General features: G+C 41.3%; 20 protein-coding genes. 18 read left to right on the top strand and 2 right to left on the bottom strand.

Annotated elements, in window-relative coordinates; translation table 11 throughout:
* Window positions 1-9: 9 nt before the first annotated feature.
* Genes INP51_RS07440 through larC2 form a run of 4 tightly spaced genes read left to right on the top strand, consistent with a single transcriptional unit; the run spans window position 10 to window position 4,558 of the window.
* Window positions 10-567, top strand: a complete 558-nt coding sequence (locus INP51_RS07440) for a Holliday junction resolvase RecU (RefSeq protein WP_193737056.1) — start codon at window positions 10-12, stop codon at window positions 565-567.
* A 29-nt stretch (window positions 568-596) separates the two neighbouring features.
* Complete coding sequence (locus INP51_RS07435) at window positions 597-2,204, top strand: spermidine synthase (protein ID WP_193737055.1); 1,608 nt, start codon at window positions 597-599, stop codon at window positions 2,202-2,204.
* 19 nt (window positions 2,205-2,223) lie between these two features.
* Complete coding sequence (locus tag INP51_RS07430) at window positions 2,224-3,405, top strand: ATP-binding protein (protein WP_193737054.1); 1,182 nt, start codon at window positions 2,224-2,226, stop codon at window positions 3,403-3,405.
* 4 nt (window positions 3,406-3,409) lie between these two features.
* On the top strand, window positions 3,410-4,558 hold the full coding sequence (gene larC2 / locus INP51_RS07425; protein ID WP_193737053.1) for a nickel pincer cofactor biosynthesis protein LarC2: 1,149 nt from the start codon (window positions 3,410-3,412) through the stop codon (window positions 4,556-4,558).
* Here larC2 and INP51_RS16510 read toward each other — a convergent pair.
* Both INP51_RS16510 and INP51_RS16355 read right to left on the bottom strand, forming a co-directional pair.
* Window positions 4,502-4,855, bottom strand: a complete 354-nt coding sequence (locus INP51_RS16510) for a biotin transporter BioY (protein WP_329602337.1) — start codon at window positions 4,853-4,855, stop codon at window positions 4,502-4,504. The two genes, larC2 and INP51_RS16510, sit on opposite strands and share 57 nt — an antisense overlap.
* Window positions 4,759-5,046, bottom strand: coding sequence for a hypothetical protein (locus tag INP51_RS16355; protein WP_329602340.1), 288 nt, complete (start codon window positions 5,044-5,046; stop codon window positions 4,759-4,761). The genes INP51_RS16510 and INP51_RS16355 overlap by 97 nt, the downstream gene beginning before the upstream one ends.
* Window positions 5,047-5,230: 184 nt before the next feature.
* On the opposite strand from INP51_RS16355, the gene INP51_RS07415 reads away from it, so the two are divergent.
* The 14 genes from INP51_RS07415 (at window position 5,231) to rsfS (ending at window position 16,512) form a co-directional block, all read left to right on the top strand.
* A complete protein-coding gene (locus INP51_RS07415; protein WP_193737052.1) occupies window positions 5,231-6,283 on the top strand; it encodes an inorganic phosphate transporter in 1,053 nt (350 codons plus the stop codon).
* 48 nt (window positions 6,284-6,331) lie between these two features.
* Window positions 6,332-6,952 (top strand): DUF47 domain-containing protein, encoded by a 621-nt coding sequence (locus INP51_RS07410; RefSeq protein ID WP_193737051.1) that lies wholly within the window; start codon window positions 6,332-6,334, stop codon window positions 6,950-6,952.
* Window positions 6,953-7,153: 201 nt separating this feature from the next.
* Complete coding sequence (gene eno, locus INP51_RS07405; protein WP_193737050.1) at window positions 7,154-8,449, top strand: phosphopyruvate hydratase; 1,296 nt, start codon at window positions 7,154-7,156, stop codon at window positions 8,447-8,449.
* Between the two features lie 165 nt (window positions 8,450-8,614).
* On the top strand, window positions 8,615-10,474 hold the full coding sequence (locus tag INP51_RS07400) for a TIGR03960 family B12-binding radical SAM protein (protein ID WP_193737049.1): 1,860 nt from the start codon (window positions 8,615-8,617) through the stop codon (window positions 10,472-10,474).
* Window positions 10,464-11,171 carry a TIGR03936 family radical SAM-associated protein gene (locus tag INP51_RS07395; protein WP_193737048.1) on the top strand — a complete coding sequence of 236 codons (708 nt, stop codon included), beginning with the start codon at window positions 10,464-10,466 and terminating at the stop codon, window positions 11,169-11,171. Before INP51_RS07400 ends, INP51_RS07395 begins: the two co-directional genes overlap by 11 nt.
* A gap of 126 nt (window positions 11,172-11,297) precedes the next feature.
* Complete coding sequence (locus tag INP51_RS07390) at window positions 11,298-12,197, top strand: DegV family protein (RefSeq protein WP_193737047.1); 900 nt, start codon at window positions 11,298-11,300, stop codon at window positions 12,195-12,197.
* Window positions 12,198-12,298: 101 nt separating this feature from the next.
* On the top strand, window positions 12,299-12,604 hold the full coding sequence (rplU, locus tag INP51_RS07385) for a 50S ribosomal protein L21 (protein WP_193737046.1): 306 nt from the start codon (window positions 12,299-12,301) through the stop codon (window positions 12,602-12,604).
* A gap of 12 nt (window positions 12,605-12,616) precedes the next feature.
* Window positions 12,617-12,949, top strand: coding sequence for a ribosomal-processing cysteine protease Prp (locus INP51_RS07380; protein ID WP_193737045.1), 333 nt, complete (start codon window positions 12,617-12,619; stop codon window positions 12,947-12,949).
* Between the two features lie 3 nt (window positions 12,950-12,952).
* Complete coding sequence (rpmA, locus tag INP51_RS07375; protein WP_193737044.1) at window positions 12,953-13,237, top strand: 50S ribosomal protein L27; 285 nt, start codon at window positions 12,953-12,955, stop codon at window positions 13,235-13,237.
* A 64-nt stretch (window positions 13,238-13,301) separates the two neighbouring features.
* Window positions 13,302-14,600: a GTPase ObgE gene (gene obgE, locus INP51_RS07370; protein WP_193737043.1), complete on the top strand. Its 1,299-nt coding sequence runs from the start codon at window positions 13,302-13,304 to the stop codon at window positions 14,598-14,600.
* A gap of 22 nt (window positions 14,601-14,622) precedes the next feature.
* Complete coding sequence (gene yhbY / locus INP51_RS07365) at window positions 14,623-14,916, top strand: ribosome assembly RNA-binding protein YhbY (protein ID WP_193737042.1); 294 nt, start codon at window positions 14,623-14,625, stop codon at window positions 14,914-14,916.
* 17 nt (window positions 14,917-14,933) lie between these two features.
* Window positions 14,934-15,545, top strand: a complete 612-nt coding sequence (gene nadD, locus INP51_RS07360) for a nicotinate-nucleotide adenylyltransferase (RefSeq protein WP_329602331.1) — start codon at window positions 14,934-14,936, stop codon at window positions 15,543-15,545.
* Between the two features lie 2 nt (window positions 15,546-15,547).
* A complete protein-coding gene (gene yqeK / locus INP51_RS07355; protein WP_193737041.1) occupies window positions 15,548-16,144 on the top strand; it encodes a bis(5'-nucleosyl)-tetraphosphatase (symmetrical) YqeK in 597 nt (198 codons plus the stop codon).
* 11 nt (window positions 16,145-16,155) lie between these two features.
* On the top strand, window positions 16,156-16,512 hold the full coding sequence (gene rsfS / locus INP51_RS07350) for a ribosome silencing factor (protein WP_193737040.1): 357 nt from the start codon (window positions 16,156-16,158) through the stop codon (window positions 16,510-16,512).
* Window positions 16,513-16,621 lie beyond the last annotated feature (109 nt).

Here is a 16,621-nt window from a genome sequence, read left to right as displayed (position 1 = left end):
AGGAGTATTATGGCAACATGGAATTCCCGGGGACTTCGCGGATCAACACTGGAAGATCTGATCAACCGTACTATCTTACAATATCGGGAGAAAAATCTTGCATTGATACAAAAAGTTCCAACTCCAATTACCCCAATAAATATAGACAAAGAGAATAGACATATTACCTTGGCTTATTTTGATAAGAAAAGTACGGTGGACTATATTGGCGCAGTACAGGGAATTCCTGTCTGTTTCGATGCAAAAGAATGCGCCGGCGATTGTTTTCCTATCGCAAATGTTCACGAACATCAGGTAAAATTCATGGAGGATTTTGAAAGGCAGGGCGGTATCTCTTTTTTTCTAATTGGTTTTACCTCCAGAGATGAATATTATTATCTCAGAATATGCGATCTGAAAAACTTCTGGGACCGTTCACTAAATGGAGGCAGAAAAAGTTTTAAAATCACAGAACTTGATCCAGACTATTTTCTCAAATCAAAGGGCGGTTTTTTTATTCCGTTTCTGGAGGGAATCCAACTTGATCTTGAGGACAGAAGCCAAAAAAAGGATTCGGGGAAGACTTAAAACGCGAAGAGAAAGGACGTCCCTAAACTATGGAAAAAAAGAACATTCTAAAAAACAAATATTACCTGTATCTGACAGAGTTTTTTGCAGGTATGTCTGTCATGGCGGTAGAGTTGGGTGCCAGTCGCCTGTTGGCTCCCTATTTCAGTTCTTCACAGATCGTATGGACAATTATCATCGGTACAATAATGATTGCCATGGCTCTGGGAAATATATGGGGAGGGAAATCGGCGGATAAAGATCCGAATCCTGATAAACTCTATCTTCGTATTATGGCCGCCGCAATCTGGATTGCAGCCATACCACTGGTCGGAAAACATCTTATTGTGGGGATATCCGGACTTCTTATTTTGACGGTCAATACAAATTTTTTGATCCTGGCGGCATTTATCACATGTATGGTGATTTTTGTATTTCCCTTGTTTTTACTGGGGACCGTGACACCTTCTCTTGTAAAATATACCGTAGACAGTCTAGATGAGAGTGGAAAAACCGTGGGGACACTGGAAGCGTTTAACACAATTGGGAGTATCCTTGGAACCTTTCTCCCCACCTTTGTCACAATTCCGACCGTTGGTACATCGGTCACATTCCTGATTTTTTCAGGGATTCTTTTATGCCTGGGTCTGATTTATTTTATCAGCACACGGAAGAAAAAGTTGTTTTGCCTTGCAGCAGTTGTTGTGTTTTTAATTTGCAGTATTTTCGGACATTTTGATCATTTTGCATTCTGGGAGGATGCTCTCCTGGTGGAGGATGAATCCATATATAACTATCTCCAGGTAAAAGAAGACCCTTCGAGCATGATTCTTTCGACCAATGTACTATTCGGCGTACAATCTATCCGGATGAAAGATGATGCCTTGACTGGTATGTATTACGACTATGCACTGGCTGCCCCCTTGATGGCTGATATCAGCAAAAAAGACAAATCCGATGTATTAATACTTGGTATGGGGACAGGAACCTATGCCGCACAGTGCAGGAGATACTTTAACAATAACAATATGAACATTGAAGGCGTTGAGATCGATGAGAAGATTACTAAGCTTGCACATAAGTACTTCGAACTTCCGGATGATATTCGTGTGACAACCTACGATGGACGGGCCTATCTGCAGGCTGTCGATAAAAAATATGACGTCATCATGGTGGATGCCTATCAGGATATCACCATTCCTTTTCAGATGTCTTCAGAAGAGTTTTTCCATATGGTAAAAGATCATCTGAAAGAGGACGGTGTTATGGTCGTAAATATGAATATGCATTCAGACGGAAAAAACAGCATCAATGAATACCTACAGGATACAATAGGGCATGTTTTTTCAAATGTCTATACCACGGATGTAAAGGGATCGACAAACAGGGAACTATTCGCCATGGATCATGGCAGAGGAATCAGAAACTTAGAAAAGAACAGTAACGATCAAAACGATCCCGCACTGAAAGCTCTCATGCAGGATATTTCCGAAACACTTACCCCCTACCAGCCAAAAGGTCACCTTCTGACGGATGATAAGGCTCCTGTAGAACTGTTGGGAATACATGCAATAGATGGATTAATAAAAGACGAAATTGGATACTATAAGGAAATATTTAAGAAAGAAGGAATGAAAGGGCTGATCAATCAATTATAGAATCAGTCCTGAAAAATACATGAATAAAGTTTATAATATAACTATTGATGAGATGGAGGCACTGAATGAAGCTGACTACATTCTGGCAGACCTCAGGGATAACCATACCTTTCAATATGGTTCAATCCCAAATGCTGTCAATATACCTTTTGACACTTTAGAGGAGACTTCCATAAGCCTGCCTTTCGATAAAAAGATCATTTTCTATTGTTCTAGAGGCATTTACAGCAATATGGCAGTCTCTAAGCTAAGAGATAAGGGGCTTGCAGCTTATAGTTTATCTGGCGGCTATAGTGAATGGCTGCGCGATAAATTGTCAGGGGATACATTGCAGGAAAACCAAAAAAAGACCTGTGAAGATGTTGAAAAAAGTATTCAGAAAAAGTTTCATAAATCACTGTTTACAAAATTTGCAAAAGCGATCAATACTTATGATCTGATTCAGCCGGGGGATAAGATAGCAGTATGTATCTCTGGCGGAAAAGACTCTATGCTGATGGCGAAGCTTTTTCAGGAGTTAAAACGTCATAATAAATTCCCGTTTGAACTTGTATTTCTTGTGATGGACCCAGGTTATAATGAGACAAACCGGATGGTAATCGAAGATAACGCACAGAAATTAAGGATACCCATTACAATATTTGAAACGAACATCTTTGATTCCGTCGTCAATATTGAAAAATCCCCCTGTTACCTTTGCGCCAGAATGCGAAGAGGTTATCTATACAGTAAAGCACAGGAACTGGGATGCAATAAGATCGCCCTCGGTCATCATTATGACGATGTCATAGAAACAATACTCATGGGAATGCTGTACGGAGGGCAGATTCAGACGATGATGCCTAAACTTCACAGCCAGAATTTTAAAGGTATGGAATTGATTCGTCCCATGTATCTGATTCGAGAGGAGGATATCAGACACTGGAGGGATTATAACGATCTGTACTTTATTCAGTGTGCATGCCGTTTCACAGATACCTGTAGTACCTGCAGTGCAGACGGCAGCTCAAATTCCCGGAGAATGGAGATTAAAAATCTGATTCTGAAGCTTAAGGAAACTAATCCCACAGTGGAGAGCAATATCTTTCGAAGCGTAGAAAATGTGAATCTGAATACAGTAATTGAGTATAAAAGGGACGGGATCCGCCACCATTTTCTGGAACATTATGACAGAAACGAAGGAAAAATCGAAGAGGGTTGATCATATGAATTCGATATTGTATTTGCAGTGTTATGATGGAATTAATGTACATGAATTCTGCACACTCCTTTTATATCTGGGCGGCGATCAGCACGCTCTGGATAAGGCAGTGGAAAACTTCCCGGGACTTTGTAAAGATAATTCTGATTATCATATCAAAAAGGAAACTTCACTGCGTAAACTGCAGCAGTTGACAGCGCAATCTATGTTGAGTGACAACGCAAAAGAAATTATATGTAGAACTTTAGAGATCCTCATTGAGATCATTTCAAAACTGGATCATCTTCCCACTGACGAGATCAGCCTTGTTGCACTGGGCGGCCATGAAGTATTTCTCGATGTCATAAGTGCTGCCATACTTTTGGACAGTCTTGGAATTAAAGATGTGATTGTGCCGGTTTTATATGAAGGTACTGGCACCGTTTGTATCGACCGGAAGACGTATCCCGTTCCGGTTCCTGCCGTTGCCGAAATTGCAAAAAGATATAATATTCCCTTACACATTACAGATCAGCAGGGAGAACTTATCACTGCCACCGGAGCGGCATTTGTCGCGGCTGTCTTTACATCAAGAGTACTGCCGGAAAATTTCATAATTGAGAATACGAAGACTTCGGGAATGTTTCGTGCAATGTTGATCAGAGAAACGACTTGTGAAACAGGAACCTCTGTGGAACACGAATCTGATCAGATATGGAAACTGGAATGCAATCTAGATGACTGCAGAGGTGAGGCTCTCGGCTTTACCATGAGTGCTCTCTTTAAAGCCGGCGCCAGAGATGTCTATTTTACACCGATTTATATGAAGAAAAACCGACCGGCCTATCAGCTGAATGTAATATGTTCCCTTTCAGACAGAAACCAGATGGAACATATTATCTTTAAGAATACGACCACAATTGGAATACGCCGCCTTAAGATGAGTCGATCAATTCTAAAACGCAGATCCGTTAACAGAAAAACAAATCTGGGAGAAATCACTTATAAAGTGTATACCTTCGAAAATCAGGAGCACTTTTCTCCGGAATATGAAAGTCTTGTAACGTTATGCGAAAAAACTCAGATGTCTTATGAAGAGGCCTACCGTTATGCAGAGTTATCTTATAATATGGGAAAACCTTTTACTAAGTATCAAGGCGAGACTGATCTTTAATAGATCCGGAATGATAAACGGGAGAACGCACAGACCCAATATTTTTTTAAAGGTAATGGCCTTGGAAGCCAGCGTATATACAAAAAAGAACCATGCAGTTCCAAAAACATAGCATACAAGGAGTCCCAGGATCATGGAAACTATAAAAACCCATCTTTTCCTGCCAAATAGATTCTCCATGATCCACATCATCAATGCGCTTAAAAGGAATCCTGCAAGGTATCCTCCCGTCGGCCCCAGCAGTGCACCGATTCCACCGGTAAAATTAGAGAAAACCGGTAGCCCCAGAGCCCCCAGAAGAAGATAAATAAAAACAGAACAGGTTCCATACTTTCCTCCCAGAACCAGGCAGGAAAAAACACCGCGAAAGTCTGAAGCGTGAATGGTACCACCGTCGGTATAGAAATCCAGGAACAAATAACAATCAGCACTGTAAACAAAGCTATATTCACCATATCTTTTGTCTTGATTCTACTACTTGTATTCATCAAAATCCCCCCTCATATTCATCATTATTTTAAAAAAATAGTACCATGCCTGCTCATAATTTGTCAACAAAAAGGATTTGCACTCCTTTCATGACTGAAAACGATTGACAAGAATTTACTACTGTGCTAAGATTTCAATTGTTACAACGTAAAAGAAGGAGGGCCCAACTGGGCTAAAAGTACTATGGATCTAACATTTTCAGGTTTTATCGAGCAGATGACCAGCTCACCTGTACTTTTTATTGCAATCCTGCTCACCATAGGTGTTATTTTTGTAAATGGATGGACAGATGCTCCGAATGCCATTGCGACATGTGTTGTCACAAGATGTATGGGTGCAAAACCTGCAATTATCATGTCAGCCATTTTTAATTTTCTGGGTGTTTTTGTAATGTCTATGGTAAATTCCACTGTGGCTATGACAATCAAAAATATGGTGAATTTTCAGGGAAATCATACCGACGCGCTGACTGCACTGTGTGCTGCCATGGCTGCAATTGTTGTCTGGGCTGTTACGGCCTGGTATTTTGGAATTCCAACCAGTGAAAGCCATGCACTGATCGCCGGCCTTTCCGGAGCTGCAATCGCACTTCAGGGTGGAATTTCCGGAATTAATTTCTCGGAATGGGTAAAAGTCATCTATGGTCTGGTTCTTTCCACAATTCTCGGGTTTGTCTTTGGATTTCTTTCCTGTAAACTGATCACCTATTTGTTCAGGAATGCTGACCGTCGGAACACAGACGGATTCTTTACATGGGCTCAGATCGCCGGCGGAGCAGCAATGTCTTTTATGCATGGTGCACAGGACGGACAGAAGTTTATGGGTGTTATGCTTTTGGGTGTTTATCTGTCACACGGTATGGATACTACATCAGGCGTGGAACTTCCGGTCTGGATGATGCTTCTTTGCTCCATTATCATGGGACTTGGTACGTCTGTTGGCGGAAAGAAGATCATAAAGTCCGTTGGCATGGATATGGTCAAGTTGGAAAAATATCAGGGCTTTTCCGCTGATCTCGCCGCAACTGTCTGCCTGCTGATCTCTACTTTATTCGGAATACCTGTCAGCACAACGCACACAAAAACGACTGCAATTATGGGTGTCGGTGCTGTCAAACGTCTTTCATCCATTAACTTAAATGTGGTTAAAGACATGGTACTTACCTGGATTCTTACTTTCCCAGGATGTGGAATCATCGGTTTTCTTATGGCTAAGCTTTTGATGGCTATTTCCTGACTTATTAAGCTGGATGCGAAAAGCCTGATAGAAAGAAAGGATAACAATATGAATAAAAGTGATATGGTTTATTTTGATAATTTCAAAGAATGCGTAGACTGCTCTTGCCGTGCAGCTCGATTTTTGGAAGATGTTCTTGCAAATTACAATATTAATACTATCAAAGAAAAAAGGGACGAACTTCATGAATTGGAGCACCAAGGTGATATAAAAAAGCATGAAATCACTGAGGTGATAGCGAGGGCATTTGTCACTCCAATAGAAAGAGAAGATATCATTGAAATCAGCACAAAGATTGATGACATCACGGATTCCATTGAAGATGTTCTCATGCATGTCTATATCTGCCAGGTTCCGGAGATCAGACAGGGAGCTGTGGAGATGGTAAAGGTCGCTGTTTCCTGCTGCGAGACATTGAAAGTTATCATGGATGAATTCGTGAATTTTAAACGTTCGAAGAAGCTAAGAGAGAACATCATCCGCATTAATGATCTCGAAGAAGAAGGAGACCGGCTTTATATTGAAAGCATGTATAATCTTCATAAAAACTGCAAAGATCCTCTGGAGGTAGTCGCATGGCGTGATATCTTTGGGTATATAGAAAAAAGTATTGATACCTGTGAGGATACAGCAGACATTGTTCAGCTGGTTGTGATGAAAAATTCATAAAAGTTATATTTACACTGGAGTTTTTTCTTTATAGAAAAAGACTCCTTTTTGTATCATGTTTTTTTCTCCGAGAACTTGAACTTTTTTACAATATCTGGTAAAATTATTTTTATCAGATAATTAGTTTAGGCTAACATAAAAACAGATTTTATATTCTGCCTGGCAAAATAATTGCCATCCAGAAAGGAAAGGAGCAGATATATGAGCAATTTATCAATTGAAAAAGTCATCGGACGTGAGATTATCGATTCAAGGGGCAATCCAACTGTAGAGGCAGAGGTTTACCTCTTGGATGGTACCATCGGCAGAGGTACCTCGCCAAGTGGTGCCTCCACAGGCGAATTCGAGGCATTGGAACTTCGCGACAATGATAAAAACCGTTTTGCTGGAAAAGGTGTTTTAAAAGCAGTTAATAACATCAATACAATTATCAACGATACACTGAAAGGACTAGATTCTTCTGACATCTATGCAGTTGATCATGCAATGCTGTGTGCAGATGGTACGAAGGACAAATCAAAGCTTGGGGCAAATGCCATACTTGCAGTATCAATCGCATCTGCGAAGGCAGCTGCGGCTTCTCTTGGCATTCCCCTGTATCGTTTTCTCGGTGGAATTAATGGTAACCGACTTCCTGTACCTATGATGAATATCTTAAACGGCGGGGCCCATGCAACGAATACAGTTGACGTTCAGGAATTTATGATTATGCCTGTCGGAGCGGAAAGTTTCAGTGAAGGGCTTCGCTGGTGCACGGAAGTTTACCATGCACTGCAGTCTCTCTTAAAGTCTGAAGGACTGTCTGCTGCAGTCGGTGACGAGGGCGGATTTGCACCGGATCTGGCTACGGACGAAGAGACCATAGAATACATATTGAAAGCCGTAGAAAAGGCTGGCTATGAACCAGGAAAGGATTTTGTACTTGCGATTGATGCTGCATCCAGTGAATGGAAGGGCAGCAAAAAGGGCGAATATATTCTTCCTAAGAGTAAACAAAAGTACACATCACAAGAGCTGACAGCTCACTGGGTTGACCTCTGTAATAAATATCCAATCTATTCTCTGGAGGATGGTCTAGACGAGGAAGATTGGGAAGGCTGGAAGATACTTACAAAAGAACTTGGCAACAAGGTACAACTGGTTGGAGATGATCTTTTTGTAACCAATACCGAACGACTTTCAAAAGGTATTAAGCAGGGCTGTGGAAACTCTATTCTGATTAAGTTAAATCAGATTGGCTCTGTATCAGAGACACTTGAGGCAATTCAGATGGCACACAATGCCGGATATACGACAATAGTATCACATCGTTCTGGTGAGACTGAGGATACATCAATTGCGGATCTTGCTGTTGCTGTAAACGCAGGACAGATAAAGACTGGTGCACCAAGCAGAAGCGAGCGTGTCGCAAAATATAATCAGCTCCTGCGTATTGAGGAGAAACTGGGTAACTCTGCAGTATATCCCGGATTCAGTGCATTTCGTGTTAAAAGATAATCACTGAAAACTATTACGTTCTCCATGAGAGGCTGTTTTTGATAAACAGCCTCTTTCTGTTACATATATTATCTTTTTGACTCTTGTATCGTCAGATAAAACAGGATATAATAGAACCCGTGTCAAAAACACACTTACAATTACGCATAGAGAAGAGGTAAAAACATGCGAAAGCTTGCATTAAGCGATGAGATATTGTTGAAAATAGATAAGCCTGCTCGTTATATCGGAGGCGAGGTAAACTCAGTTGTAAAAGACGCCGCCAAAGTTGATATCCGTTTTGCCATGTGTTTTCCGGATGTCTATGAAATTGGAATGTCGCATCTGGGAATACAAATTTTATATGATATGTTCAACCGAAGAGATGATGTATGGTGTGAACGTGTCTATTCTCCATGGCCCGATCTAAATCAGATCATGAAAGATGAGGAACTCCCCCTTTTTGCACTGGAATCGCAAGATCCAATCAAAGATTTTGACTTTTTGGGGATTACGATTCAGTATGAGATGTGTTATACCAATATCCTGCAGATCCTTGATCTTGGCCAGATACCAATCTTCTCGAGAGACAGGAACGAATACGATCCAATTGTCATCGGAGGGGGGCCTTGTACTTATAACCCGGAACCATTGGCTGATTTCTTTGACCTTTTTTATATTGGTGACGGTGAAACAGTATATGATGAGCTTCTCAATGCTTATAAGATAAATAAAAAGGCTGGCGGAACCCGTTACGATTTTCTACTCGCAGCTGCACAGATAAAAGGAATTTATGTTCCTGCTTTTTATAACACAACTTACAAAAAAGATGGTACAATTGATGCTTTTTCCCCAAATACAGATAAGGTTCCTGATCGTATTGAAAAACAGATCGCGATGAACCTTTCTGATATGCCATATCCAAAAAAGCCAGTTGTTCCTTTTATCAAAGCCACGCAGGACAGGGTGGTTATAGAAATACAAAGAGGCTGCATCCGCGGATGCCGTTTCTGTCAGGCAGGCATGTTATACCGTCCCCTTCGTGAAAGGACTTGCGATGAGCTGGTTGAAATGGCCAAGATCCTTTTGGATCATACGGGACATGAAGAAATTTCCTTAAGCTCCTTAAGTTCTTCTGATTATCGAAGACTTTCCGAACTTGTCAGCAAGCTGATTGACATCTGCAATGAAAGAGGAGTGAATATCTCACTGCCTTCCCTTCGAATTGATGCTTTCTCTTTGGATGTCATGAGTAAAGTTCAGGATATCAAAAAAAGTTCCCTCACTTTTGCACCTGAGGCAGGCTCACAACGTCTGCGCGATGTAATCAACAAGGGGCTGACAGAAGATGAGATTCTCACTGGTGCCGAAGAGGCCTTCCAGGGCGGATGGAATAAAGTAAAACTGTATTTTATGCTGGGACTTCCAACTGAAACAACAGAAGATATCAAGGGAATTGCCTGGCTATGTCAGAAAATCGCAGAGCGATATTACGAACTTCCAAAGGAACAAAGGAACGGGAAATGCCAGATTACAGCCAGCAGCTCCTTCTTTGTTCCAAAACCATTTACTCCTTTTCAATGGGCGCCTATGAATACAAAAGAAGAATTCTTGAGTAAGGCACGGATTGTAAAGGACGAGGTCAGATCACAGATCAATCAAAAGAGCATTCGTTACCACTACCATGAGGCTGATGTGACGCTTCTCGAGGGAGTCCTGGCAAGAGGAGACCGCAGGCTTTGTCCGGTTATCTTAAGAGCCTATCAAAACGGTGCACTTTTTGATTCCTGGAGCGATTTCTTCAAACACACATACTGGGAAGAGGCTTTCAAAGAATGCCATATTGATCCTGACTTTTACTCCATCCGTGAACGTGGTACTGATGAAGTTCTCCCGTGGGATTTTATTAATATCGGTGTCAGTAAAGAGTTTATGATCCGGGAATGGAATCAGGCAAAAAAGGAGAAAGTGACACCAAACTGCCGGATACAGTGTTCCGGATGTGGTGCAAGATGCTATCATGGAGGTGTCTGCTATGAAGGTTAGAGTTAAATTTCAAAAAGAAGGTCCTGTAAAATTTGTCGGACATCTTGATACACTGAGATATTTTCAAAAGTCCATGCGTCGTGCCAAAATAGATGTCGCCTATTCGGAGGGTTATTCACCCCATATGATTATGTCATTTGCTTCACCACTGGGCGTGGGGCTGACTACAGAAGGCGATTACTTTGACATGGAATTAAAAACTTCATCTTCTTCCAAAGAGATGATCCGACGTTTAAACAATACCATGGCTGAAGGTATTCGTGTCTTAAGTATCCGCCAGATACCTGAGGAAAAATCTTCGAACGGCATGGCACTCGTCTGTGCATGTGATTACCTGATATCTTTCCGGGAGGGGATGGGATTTAGGGATGGATGGAAAGATCATGTCTGCCGCTTTCTCTTGCAAGAGCATATATTCTTTGAGAAAACAACAAAAAAAGGGACACGGGAAATCGATATACGTCCTCTGATTTATCAGATGGAGGTACGAGGGAAAACCATCTTCTTGCAGTTATCCGCAGGAAGTGTGAATAACCTGAAACCAGAGATTGTCCTGGATGCATTCTCAGCGTATTTAGGTGAGACCTTTTCACCTTATGCATTTTTGATACATCGCCTGGAAATATATACTGACCTTGGAAAGGACGGAGAGCATCAGTTCGTTCCGCTTGAGTGTCTGGGAACCGAAATCGAATAACCTGGTCGGACACTTTCGCATATTTGTACCTTTGCGAAAGTGTCTTTTTATGATATAATGATGAAAGTGTCAAAAGGTATTCTGACGCTAATGATACACATATTGTTACGCTTAAGGAGGAGTTTTATGCCGGATATAGCTATTGTAACCGACAGTAACAGTGGGATTACACAAGAAGAGGCAGAACAACTTGGCATCGTTGTCGTTCCGATGCCATTTTTTATAGATGATAAAATTCATTTTGAGGGAATTGATTTAAGTCAGGCAGATTTTTATCATTCCTTGGAAAGTGGATGCAAAGTGTCTACTTCACAGCCTTCCCCTGGGGATTTGATGGAACTGTGGAAGAAGTTATTAAGCAATCACGATGAGCTGGTCTACATTCCCATGTCCAGCGGTCTGTCTGCATCCTGTGAGACAGCTGCTGCTCTGGCAGCGGACTTTAATCATCGCGTATTTGTAGTGAATAATAAACGAATTTCAGTTACCATGCGTCAATCTATACTTGACGCTCTTCGATTGTCAAAAGCTGGTTACAGTGGCAGACAGATCAAAGAGATTTTAGAAAAAGAATCTTTACAGGCCAGCATTTACCTGATGGTAAATACGCTGGAGTACTTAAAAAAAGGCGGACGTATCACTCCGGCGGCAGCAATGATTGGAACTGTTTTGAATCTAAAACCGGTACTCACCATTCAGGGGGACAATCTGGATGCCTATGCCAAAGTGCGAGGTGTAAAACAGGCCAGGAAAGTAATGATTGAGGCGATGAAAAAAGATATCGACACACGTTTTAAAGAGCCTTATAAAAAAGGGCAGATGTGTCTGGATATCGCTTATTCCTATGGACAGGATGAAGCAGTTGATATTTGGCGCAATGAAGTAGTTTCCTCTTTTCCAACTCTTGAGACAGAAGAATCTCTTCTTTCACTTTCTGTTGTTTGTCATACCGGACCGGGAGTGCTCGCAATTGCGTGTTCAAAAAAACCAGATTTATCTGCGTATCCTATTGACAACCATAGATAAATTTGGTAGTATAATCAAGTATGCCGCACAGAGAGGTATAAGTGTTAGCGGATGCGTTAGCCACCATATCTGGCGAGTAATGATAATAGGAGGTATGCCTAATGTACGCAATTATTGCAACAGGTGGTAAACAGTACAAAGTAGCCGAAGGCGATATCATTAACGTAGAAAAGCTTGGTGTTGAAGCTGGTGAAACAGTTACATTTGACGATGTACTTGCGGTAAACAACGATGGCCTTAAAGTTGGATCTGATGTTAAAGATGTCAGTGTAACAGCTTCTGTCGTAAAAAACGGAAAAGCAAAAAAGGTTATTGTCTACAAGTATAAAAGGAAAACCGGTTACCACAAAAAGAACGGTCACAGACAACAGTTCACTCAGGTTAAGATTGATAAGATCAACGCTTAAAGGTGAGATTGTATGACTAAGGTAACGTTTTATCAGAATTCAGACCTGGAATATATTGGTTTTACTGTAGAGGATCATGCAGGATACGCTGAAGAAAACAGTGATATTGTCTGTACCTCTATCAGTGTATTGGTGATCAATACAATCAATTCGATAGAGAAACTGACAGAAGATGCATTTACCGCAGATGAAAATCAGGAAAAAGCATGTATAAAGTTTGAGTTTGATGGAAATCACTCTAAAGAGGCTGATTTATTATTGAAATCCCTAATACTTGGACTTCAGGCAATAGAAGATGATGAAACATACAGCAGATTTATTGATATCATTTTCAAGGAGGTGTAGACTATGTTACAGATGAACCTTCAATTTTTCGCTCATAAAAAAGGAGTCGGATCTACCAGAAACGGCAGAGATTCTGAGTCTAAAAGATTAGGTGCGAAAAGAGCTGACGGACAGTTTGTAAAAGCTGGAAACATTCTTTATAGACAGCGTGGAACCAAAATCCATCCCGGTACAAATGTTGGACGCGGTAAAGATGATACTCTGTTTGCAACAGCGGATGGCATCGTAAGATTCCAGAGAAAAGGCAGAGACAAAAAACAAGTTTCTGTTCTTCCGACAGCTGAATAATTCATAACTGATTGGCTTCAAACCATAGAGGTTTGAAGCCCTTTTTACTAACAGGAGGTTTCTAATGTTTGCAGATAGAGCTAAAATCATCATACGCTCAGGAAAGGGCGGGGATGGCCATGTGAGTTTTCGAAGAGAACTCTACGTTCCCAATGGCGGTCCAGATGGCGGTGATGGCGGAAAAGGTGGGGATGTCATCTTTGAGGTCGATAAGGGGCTGAATACCCTGGTTGACTTCAGATACAGACGAAAATTTTCCGCGAAAGACGGTGACCCAGGTCAGAAAAAACGCTCCCATGGCAAAAACGGTGAGGACATTATATTACGTGTCCCGGAGGGAACAGTGATTCTTGAGGCCAAAAGCCATAAAGTAATCGCAGATATGTCCGGTGATAACAGACAGCAGGTTGTCCTAAAAGGCGGCAGAGGGGGGAAAGGCAATATGCACTATGCTACTGCGACAATGCAGGTTCCAAAGTACGCACAGCCTGGAAAGCCGGCTCAGGAAATTGAAGTCTTACTTGAACTAAAAGTGATTGCAGACGTAGGTTTGGTCGGATTCCCAAATGTCGGAAAATCGACACTCCTTTCCAGAGTAACAAATGCCGATCCAAAGATAGCAAACTATCACTTTACAACCTTGTATCCGAACCTTGGCGTTGTTGATCTTAAAGACTGCAGAGGATTTGTCATAGCAGACATTCCAGGTCTGATTGAGGGAGCATCACAGGGAGCTGGTCTGGGGCATGAATTTCTGCGTCATATTGAGAGGACAAGAATTATGATTCACCTTGTCGATGCAGCTTCTTTTGAGGGACGAGATCCTGTGGATGACATATACAAAATCAACCGTGAACTCGAGAACTACAACCCTGAAATTGCTAAACGCCCACAGGTTATCGCTGCAAATAAAATTGATGCGATTTATCGGCAGGAGGGAGTTATCGATCCAGTGGAGCGATTAAAAGCCGAATTTGAACCAGGAGGAATTCGCGTATTTCCAATTTCAGCTGTCAGCGGAAAGGGTGTAAGTGATCTTCTCTATTATGTACAGGATCTTCTCGATAAACTTCCGAAGGAAAAGGTTATATTTAAACAGGAGTATTTTCCGGAAGATGCTCTGATTAACAGCGATCTTCCCTATACCGTCTCACAAGATGAACTAGACAAACATCTTTTTCATGTGGAAGGTCCCAGGATAGAAAGAATGCTGGGATATACGAATCTGGATTCTGAAAAAGGATTTGCATTCTTTCAGCGTTTTCTGAAGGATTGTGGAATTCTGGAGCGACTGGAGCAAGAAGGAATCAAAGAGGGTGATACCGTTCAGATGTATGGCCATCAATTCGATTATTATAAATAAAGGTCAGAAAGGAGAGTTATATATGACAAGTAAACAAAGAGCTTACTTAAAAGGACTTGCTATGGATATGGAGCCAATTCTTCAGATTGGAAAAGCTTCCCTTACACCAAAGTTTACCGCATCTGTAGCAGAAGCTTTAGCTGCACGGGAGCTGATTAAGATCAATGTTCTTCAAAACTGTATGGATGATGCAAAAGACATTGCCTCTACACTTGCGGAAAGGACAGGTTCTCAGCTTGTACAAGTAATAGGTAAAAAGATTATCCTTTACAAAGAGGGAAAAAAGGATAAAAAGAAGATAGAATTACCAAAATAATAAGAGTGAACATGCCTATGAAAAACAAAATCGGAATTATGGGTGGGACCTTTGACCCGATTCATATCGGTCATCTGATTCTCGGGGAAGCTGCATATGATCAATTCAATCTCGACGAAGTGTGGTTTATGCCCGCCGGAAATCCTCCTCATAAGAGAAATCGAAAAGGACGTGCAACAGACATCCAGAGAACTGAGATGGTAAAACTTGCAATTGCCCCAAATCCACATTTTAAACTGTCCCTGGAGGAAATGAATGAAGATGGCTATAGTTTTACTTATCGAACCATGGAACATCTGAACCATGTATATCCGGATACGGATTTTTACTTCATAATCGGAGCAGATTCACTGCTGGATTTTGACACGTGGAAAGAACCAGCCAGAATTGCCTGTGCCTGCAGGATTGTAGTAGCCACCAGAAATCAGATCAATCAGGCAGAGTTCGACCGTGTCCTTGAAAAACGCCAGAAAGAGTTTCGCGGCTGCTTTTTGAAACTTGACACACCAAATCTGGATATTGCTTCAAAGACAATAAGAAGCTGGATCAGGGATAAGAAAACTACACGATATTATCTGGCGGAAGATGTACGCAGATATATCATCAAAAACAGGATTTATGAGGTTTAAAAATGGAATCAGCAAACTACGATCTTATAAAATTGAAAAAACATTTAAAAAGAAGATTGGATCAGAAGCGCTTTCACCATACCATTGGCGTCATGTATACGGCTGCAGCTCTTGCGATGGCACACGGTATGGACTTCGTACAGGCAGAAACAGCCGGATTACTGCATGACTGCGCAAAATGCATCCCCGACACAAAAAAAATCCAAATATGTGAGAGGAAAAATATTTCTATAACCTGTTGTGAAAGAGATCACCCTGACCTCCTTCATTCAAAGCTGGGTGCCTATCTGTCAAAGACGGACTATGGAATTACGGATCAGGATATCCTTGATGCGATTACCTGGCATACGACGGGGAAGCCAGATATGAGTGAGCTTGAAAAAATTATCTTTATCGCAGATTATATAGAACCCAGTAGGGACAAGGCTCCGAATTTGACAGAAATAAGACAACTGGCTTTTTCTGATTTAAATGAATGTATGTATCAAATATTAAAGGACACAGTTCATTACCTGAAAGGGAAATCGGGCTCAATGGACGAAACAACAGTAGACGCTTACCTATACTACAGCAATTATCACAATAGCAGAGAAGAGTGAGGTATTATTCGATGAATCAATCAAAAAAAGTAGCAAATCTTGCAATAGCAGCACTGGAAGAGAAGAAGGCAAGTGATATTAGAATTATTGATATAGAACACATCTCAACACTTGCCGATTATTTTCTGATCGCCAGTGGTTCAAACCGCAGCCAGGTTCAGGCAATGGCTGATAATGTAGAGGAATGTCTGAGCAAATTGGGATATGAGCCTAAAAGCATCGAGGGATATCAGAATGCAAATTGGATTCTGATGGATTATGGTGATGTAGTAATTCATCTATTTGATGATCAAAACCGTCTGTTTTATGACCTGGAACGTATCTGGAGAGACGGAAAAGTGATAGAGAAAGAAGACCTGAATTCATAGCAGAAAGATAGAAAGAGGTTGGGGTCAAAAGTAATTTGACCCCCTATGATACACGGATAACTCTGCCGGCATTCCATAAATACTTGGATACCGGCAGTAAAACTACTAA

This window comes from Blautia liquoris (assembly GCF_015159595.1).
Taxonomy (GTDB): domain Bacteria; phylum Bacillota; class Clostridia; order Lachnospirales; family Lachnospiraceae; genus Novisyntrophococcus; species Novisyntrophococcus liquoris.
Note: the sequence above shows the minus strand (reverse complement) of the source record. Positions and strands in the feature narration are given on the sequence as shown.

Excerpts from the sequence above, each read along its gene's own strand:
- obgE (WP_193737043.1), top strand. The coding sequence starts at position 13,302 with ATGTTTGCAGATAGAGCTAAAATCATCATACGCTCAGGAAAGGGCGGG.
- INP51_RS07400 (WP_193737049.1), top strand. The coding sequence starts at position 8,615 with ATGCGAAAGCTTGCATTAAGCGATGAGATATTGTTGAAAATAGATAAG.
- INP51_RS07390 (WP_193737047.1), top strand. The coding sequence starts at position 11,298 with ATGCCGGATATAGCTATTGTAACCGACAGTAACAGTGGGATTACACAA.
- INP51_RS07395 (WP_193737048.1), top strand. The coding sequence starts at position 10,464 with ATGAAGGTTAGAGTTAAATTTCAAAAAGAAGGTCCTGTAAAATTTGTC.
- INP51_RS16355 (WP_329602340.1), bottom strand. The coding sequence starts at position 5,046 with ATGAATACAAGTAGTAGAATCAAGACAAAAGATATGGTGAATATAGCT.
- INP51_RS07410 (WP_193737051.1), top strand. The coding sequence starts at position 6,332 with ATGAATAAAAGTGATATGGTTTATTTTGATAATTTCAAAGAATGCGTA.
- eno (WP_193737050.1), top strand. The coding sequence starts at position 7,154 with ATGAGCAATTTATCAATTGAAAAAGTCATCGGACGTGAGATTATCGAT.
- yhbY (WP_193737042.1), top strand. The coding sequence starts at position 14,623 with ATGACAAGTAAACAAAGAGCTTACTTAAAAGGACTTGCTATGGATATG.
- INP51_RS07435 (WP_193737055.1), top strand. The coding sequence starts at position 597 with ATGGAAAAAAAGAACATTCTAAAAAACAAATATTACCTGTATCTGACA.
- rpmA (WP_193737044.1), top strand. The coding sequence starts at position 12,953 with ATGTTACAGATGAACCTTCAATTTTTCGCTCATAAAAAAGGAGTCGGA.
- INP51_RS07430 (WP_193737054.1), top strand. The coding sequence starts at position 2,224 with ATGAATAAAGTTTATAATATAACTATTGATGAGATGGAGGCACTGAAT.
- nadD (WP_329602331.1), top strand. The coding sequence starts at position 14,934 with ATGAAAAACAAAATCGGAATTATGGGTGGGACCTTTGACCCGATTCAT.
- INP51_RS07415 (WP_193737052.1), top strand. The coding sequence starts at position 5,231 with ATGGATCTAACATTTTCAGGTTTTATCGAGCAGATGACCAGCTCACCT.
- INP51_RS07440 (WP_193737056.1), top strand. The coding sequence starts at position 10 with ATGGCAACATGGAATTCCCGGGGACTTCGCGGATCAACACTGGAAGAT.
- larC2 (WP_193737053.1), top strand. The coding sequence starts at position 3,410 with ATGAATTCGATATTGTATTTGCAGTGTTATGATGGAATTAATGTACAT.
- INP51_RS07380 (WP_193737045.1), top strand. The coding sequence starts at position 12,617 with ATGACTAAGGTAACGTTTTATCAGAATTCAGACCTGGAATATATTGGT.
- rplU (WP_193737046.1), top strand. The coding sequence starts at position 12,299 with ATGTACGCAATTATTGCAACAGGTGGTAAACAGTACAAAGTAGCCGAA.
- yqeK (WP_193737041.1), top strand. The coding sequence starts at position 15,548 with ATGGAATCAGCAAACTACGATCTTATAAAATTGAAAAAACATTTAAAA.
- rsfS (WP_193737040.1), top strand. The coding sequence starts at position 16,156 with ATGAATCAATCAAAAAAAGTAGCAAATCTTGCAATAGCAGCACTGGAA.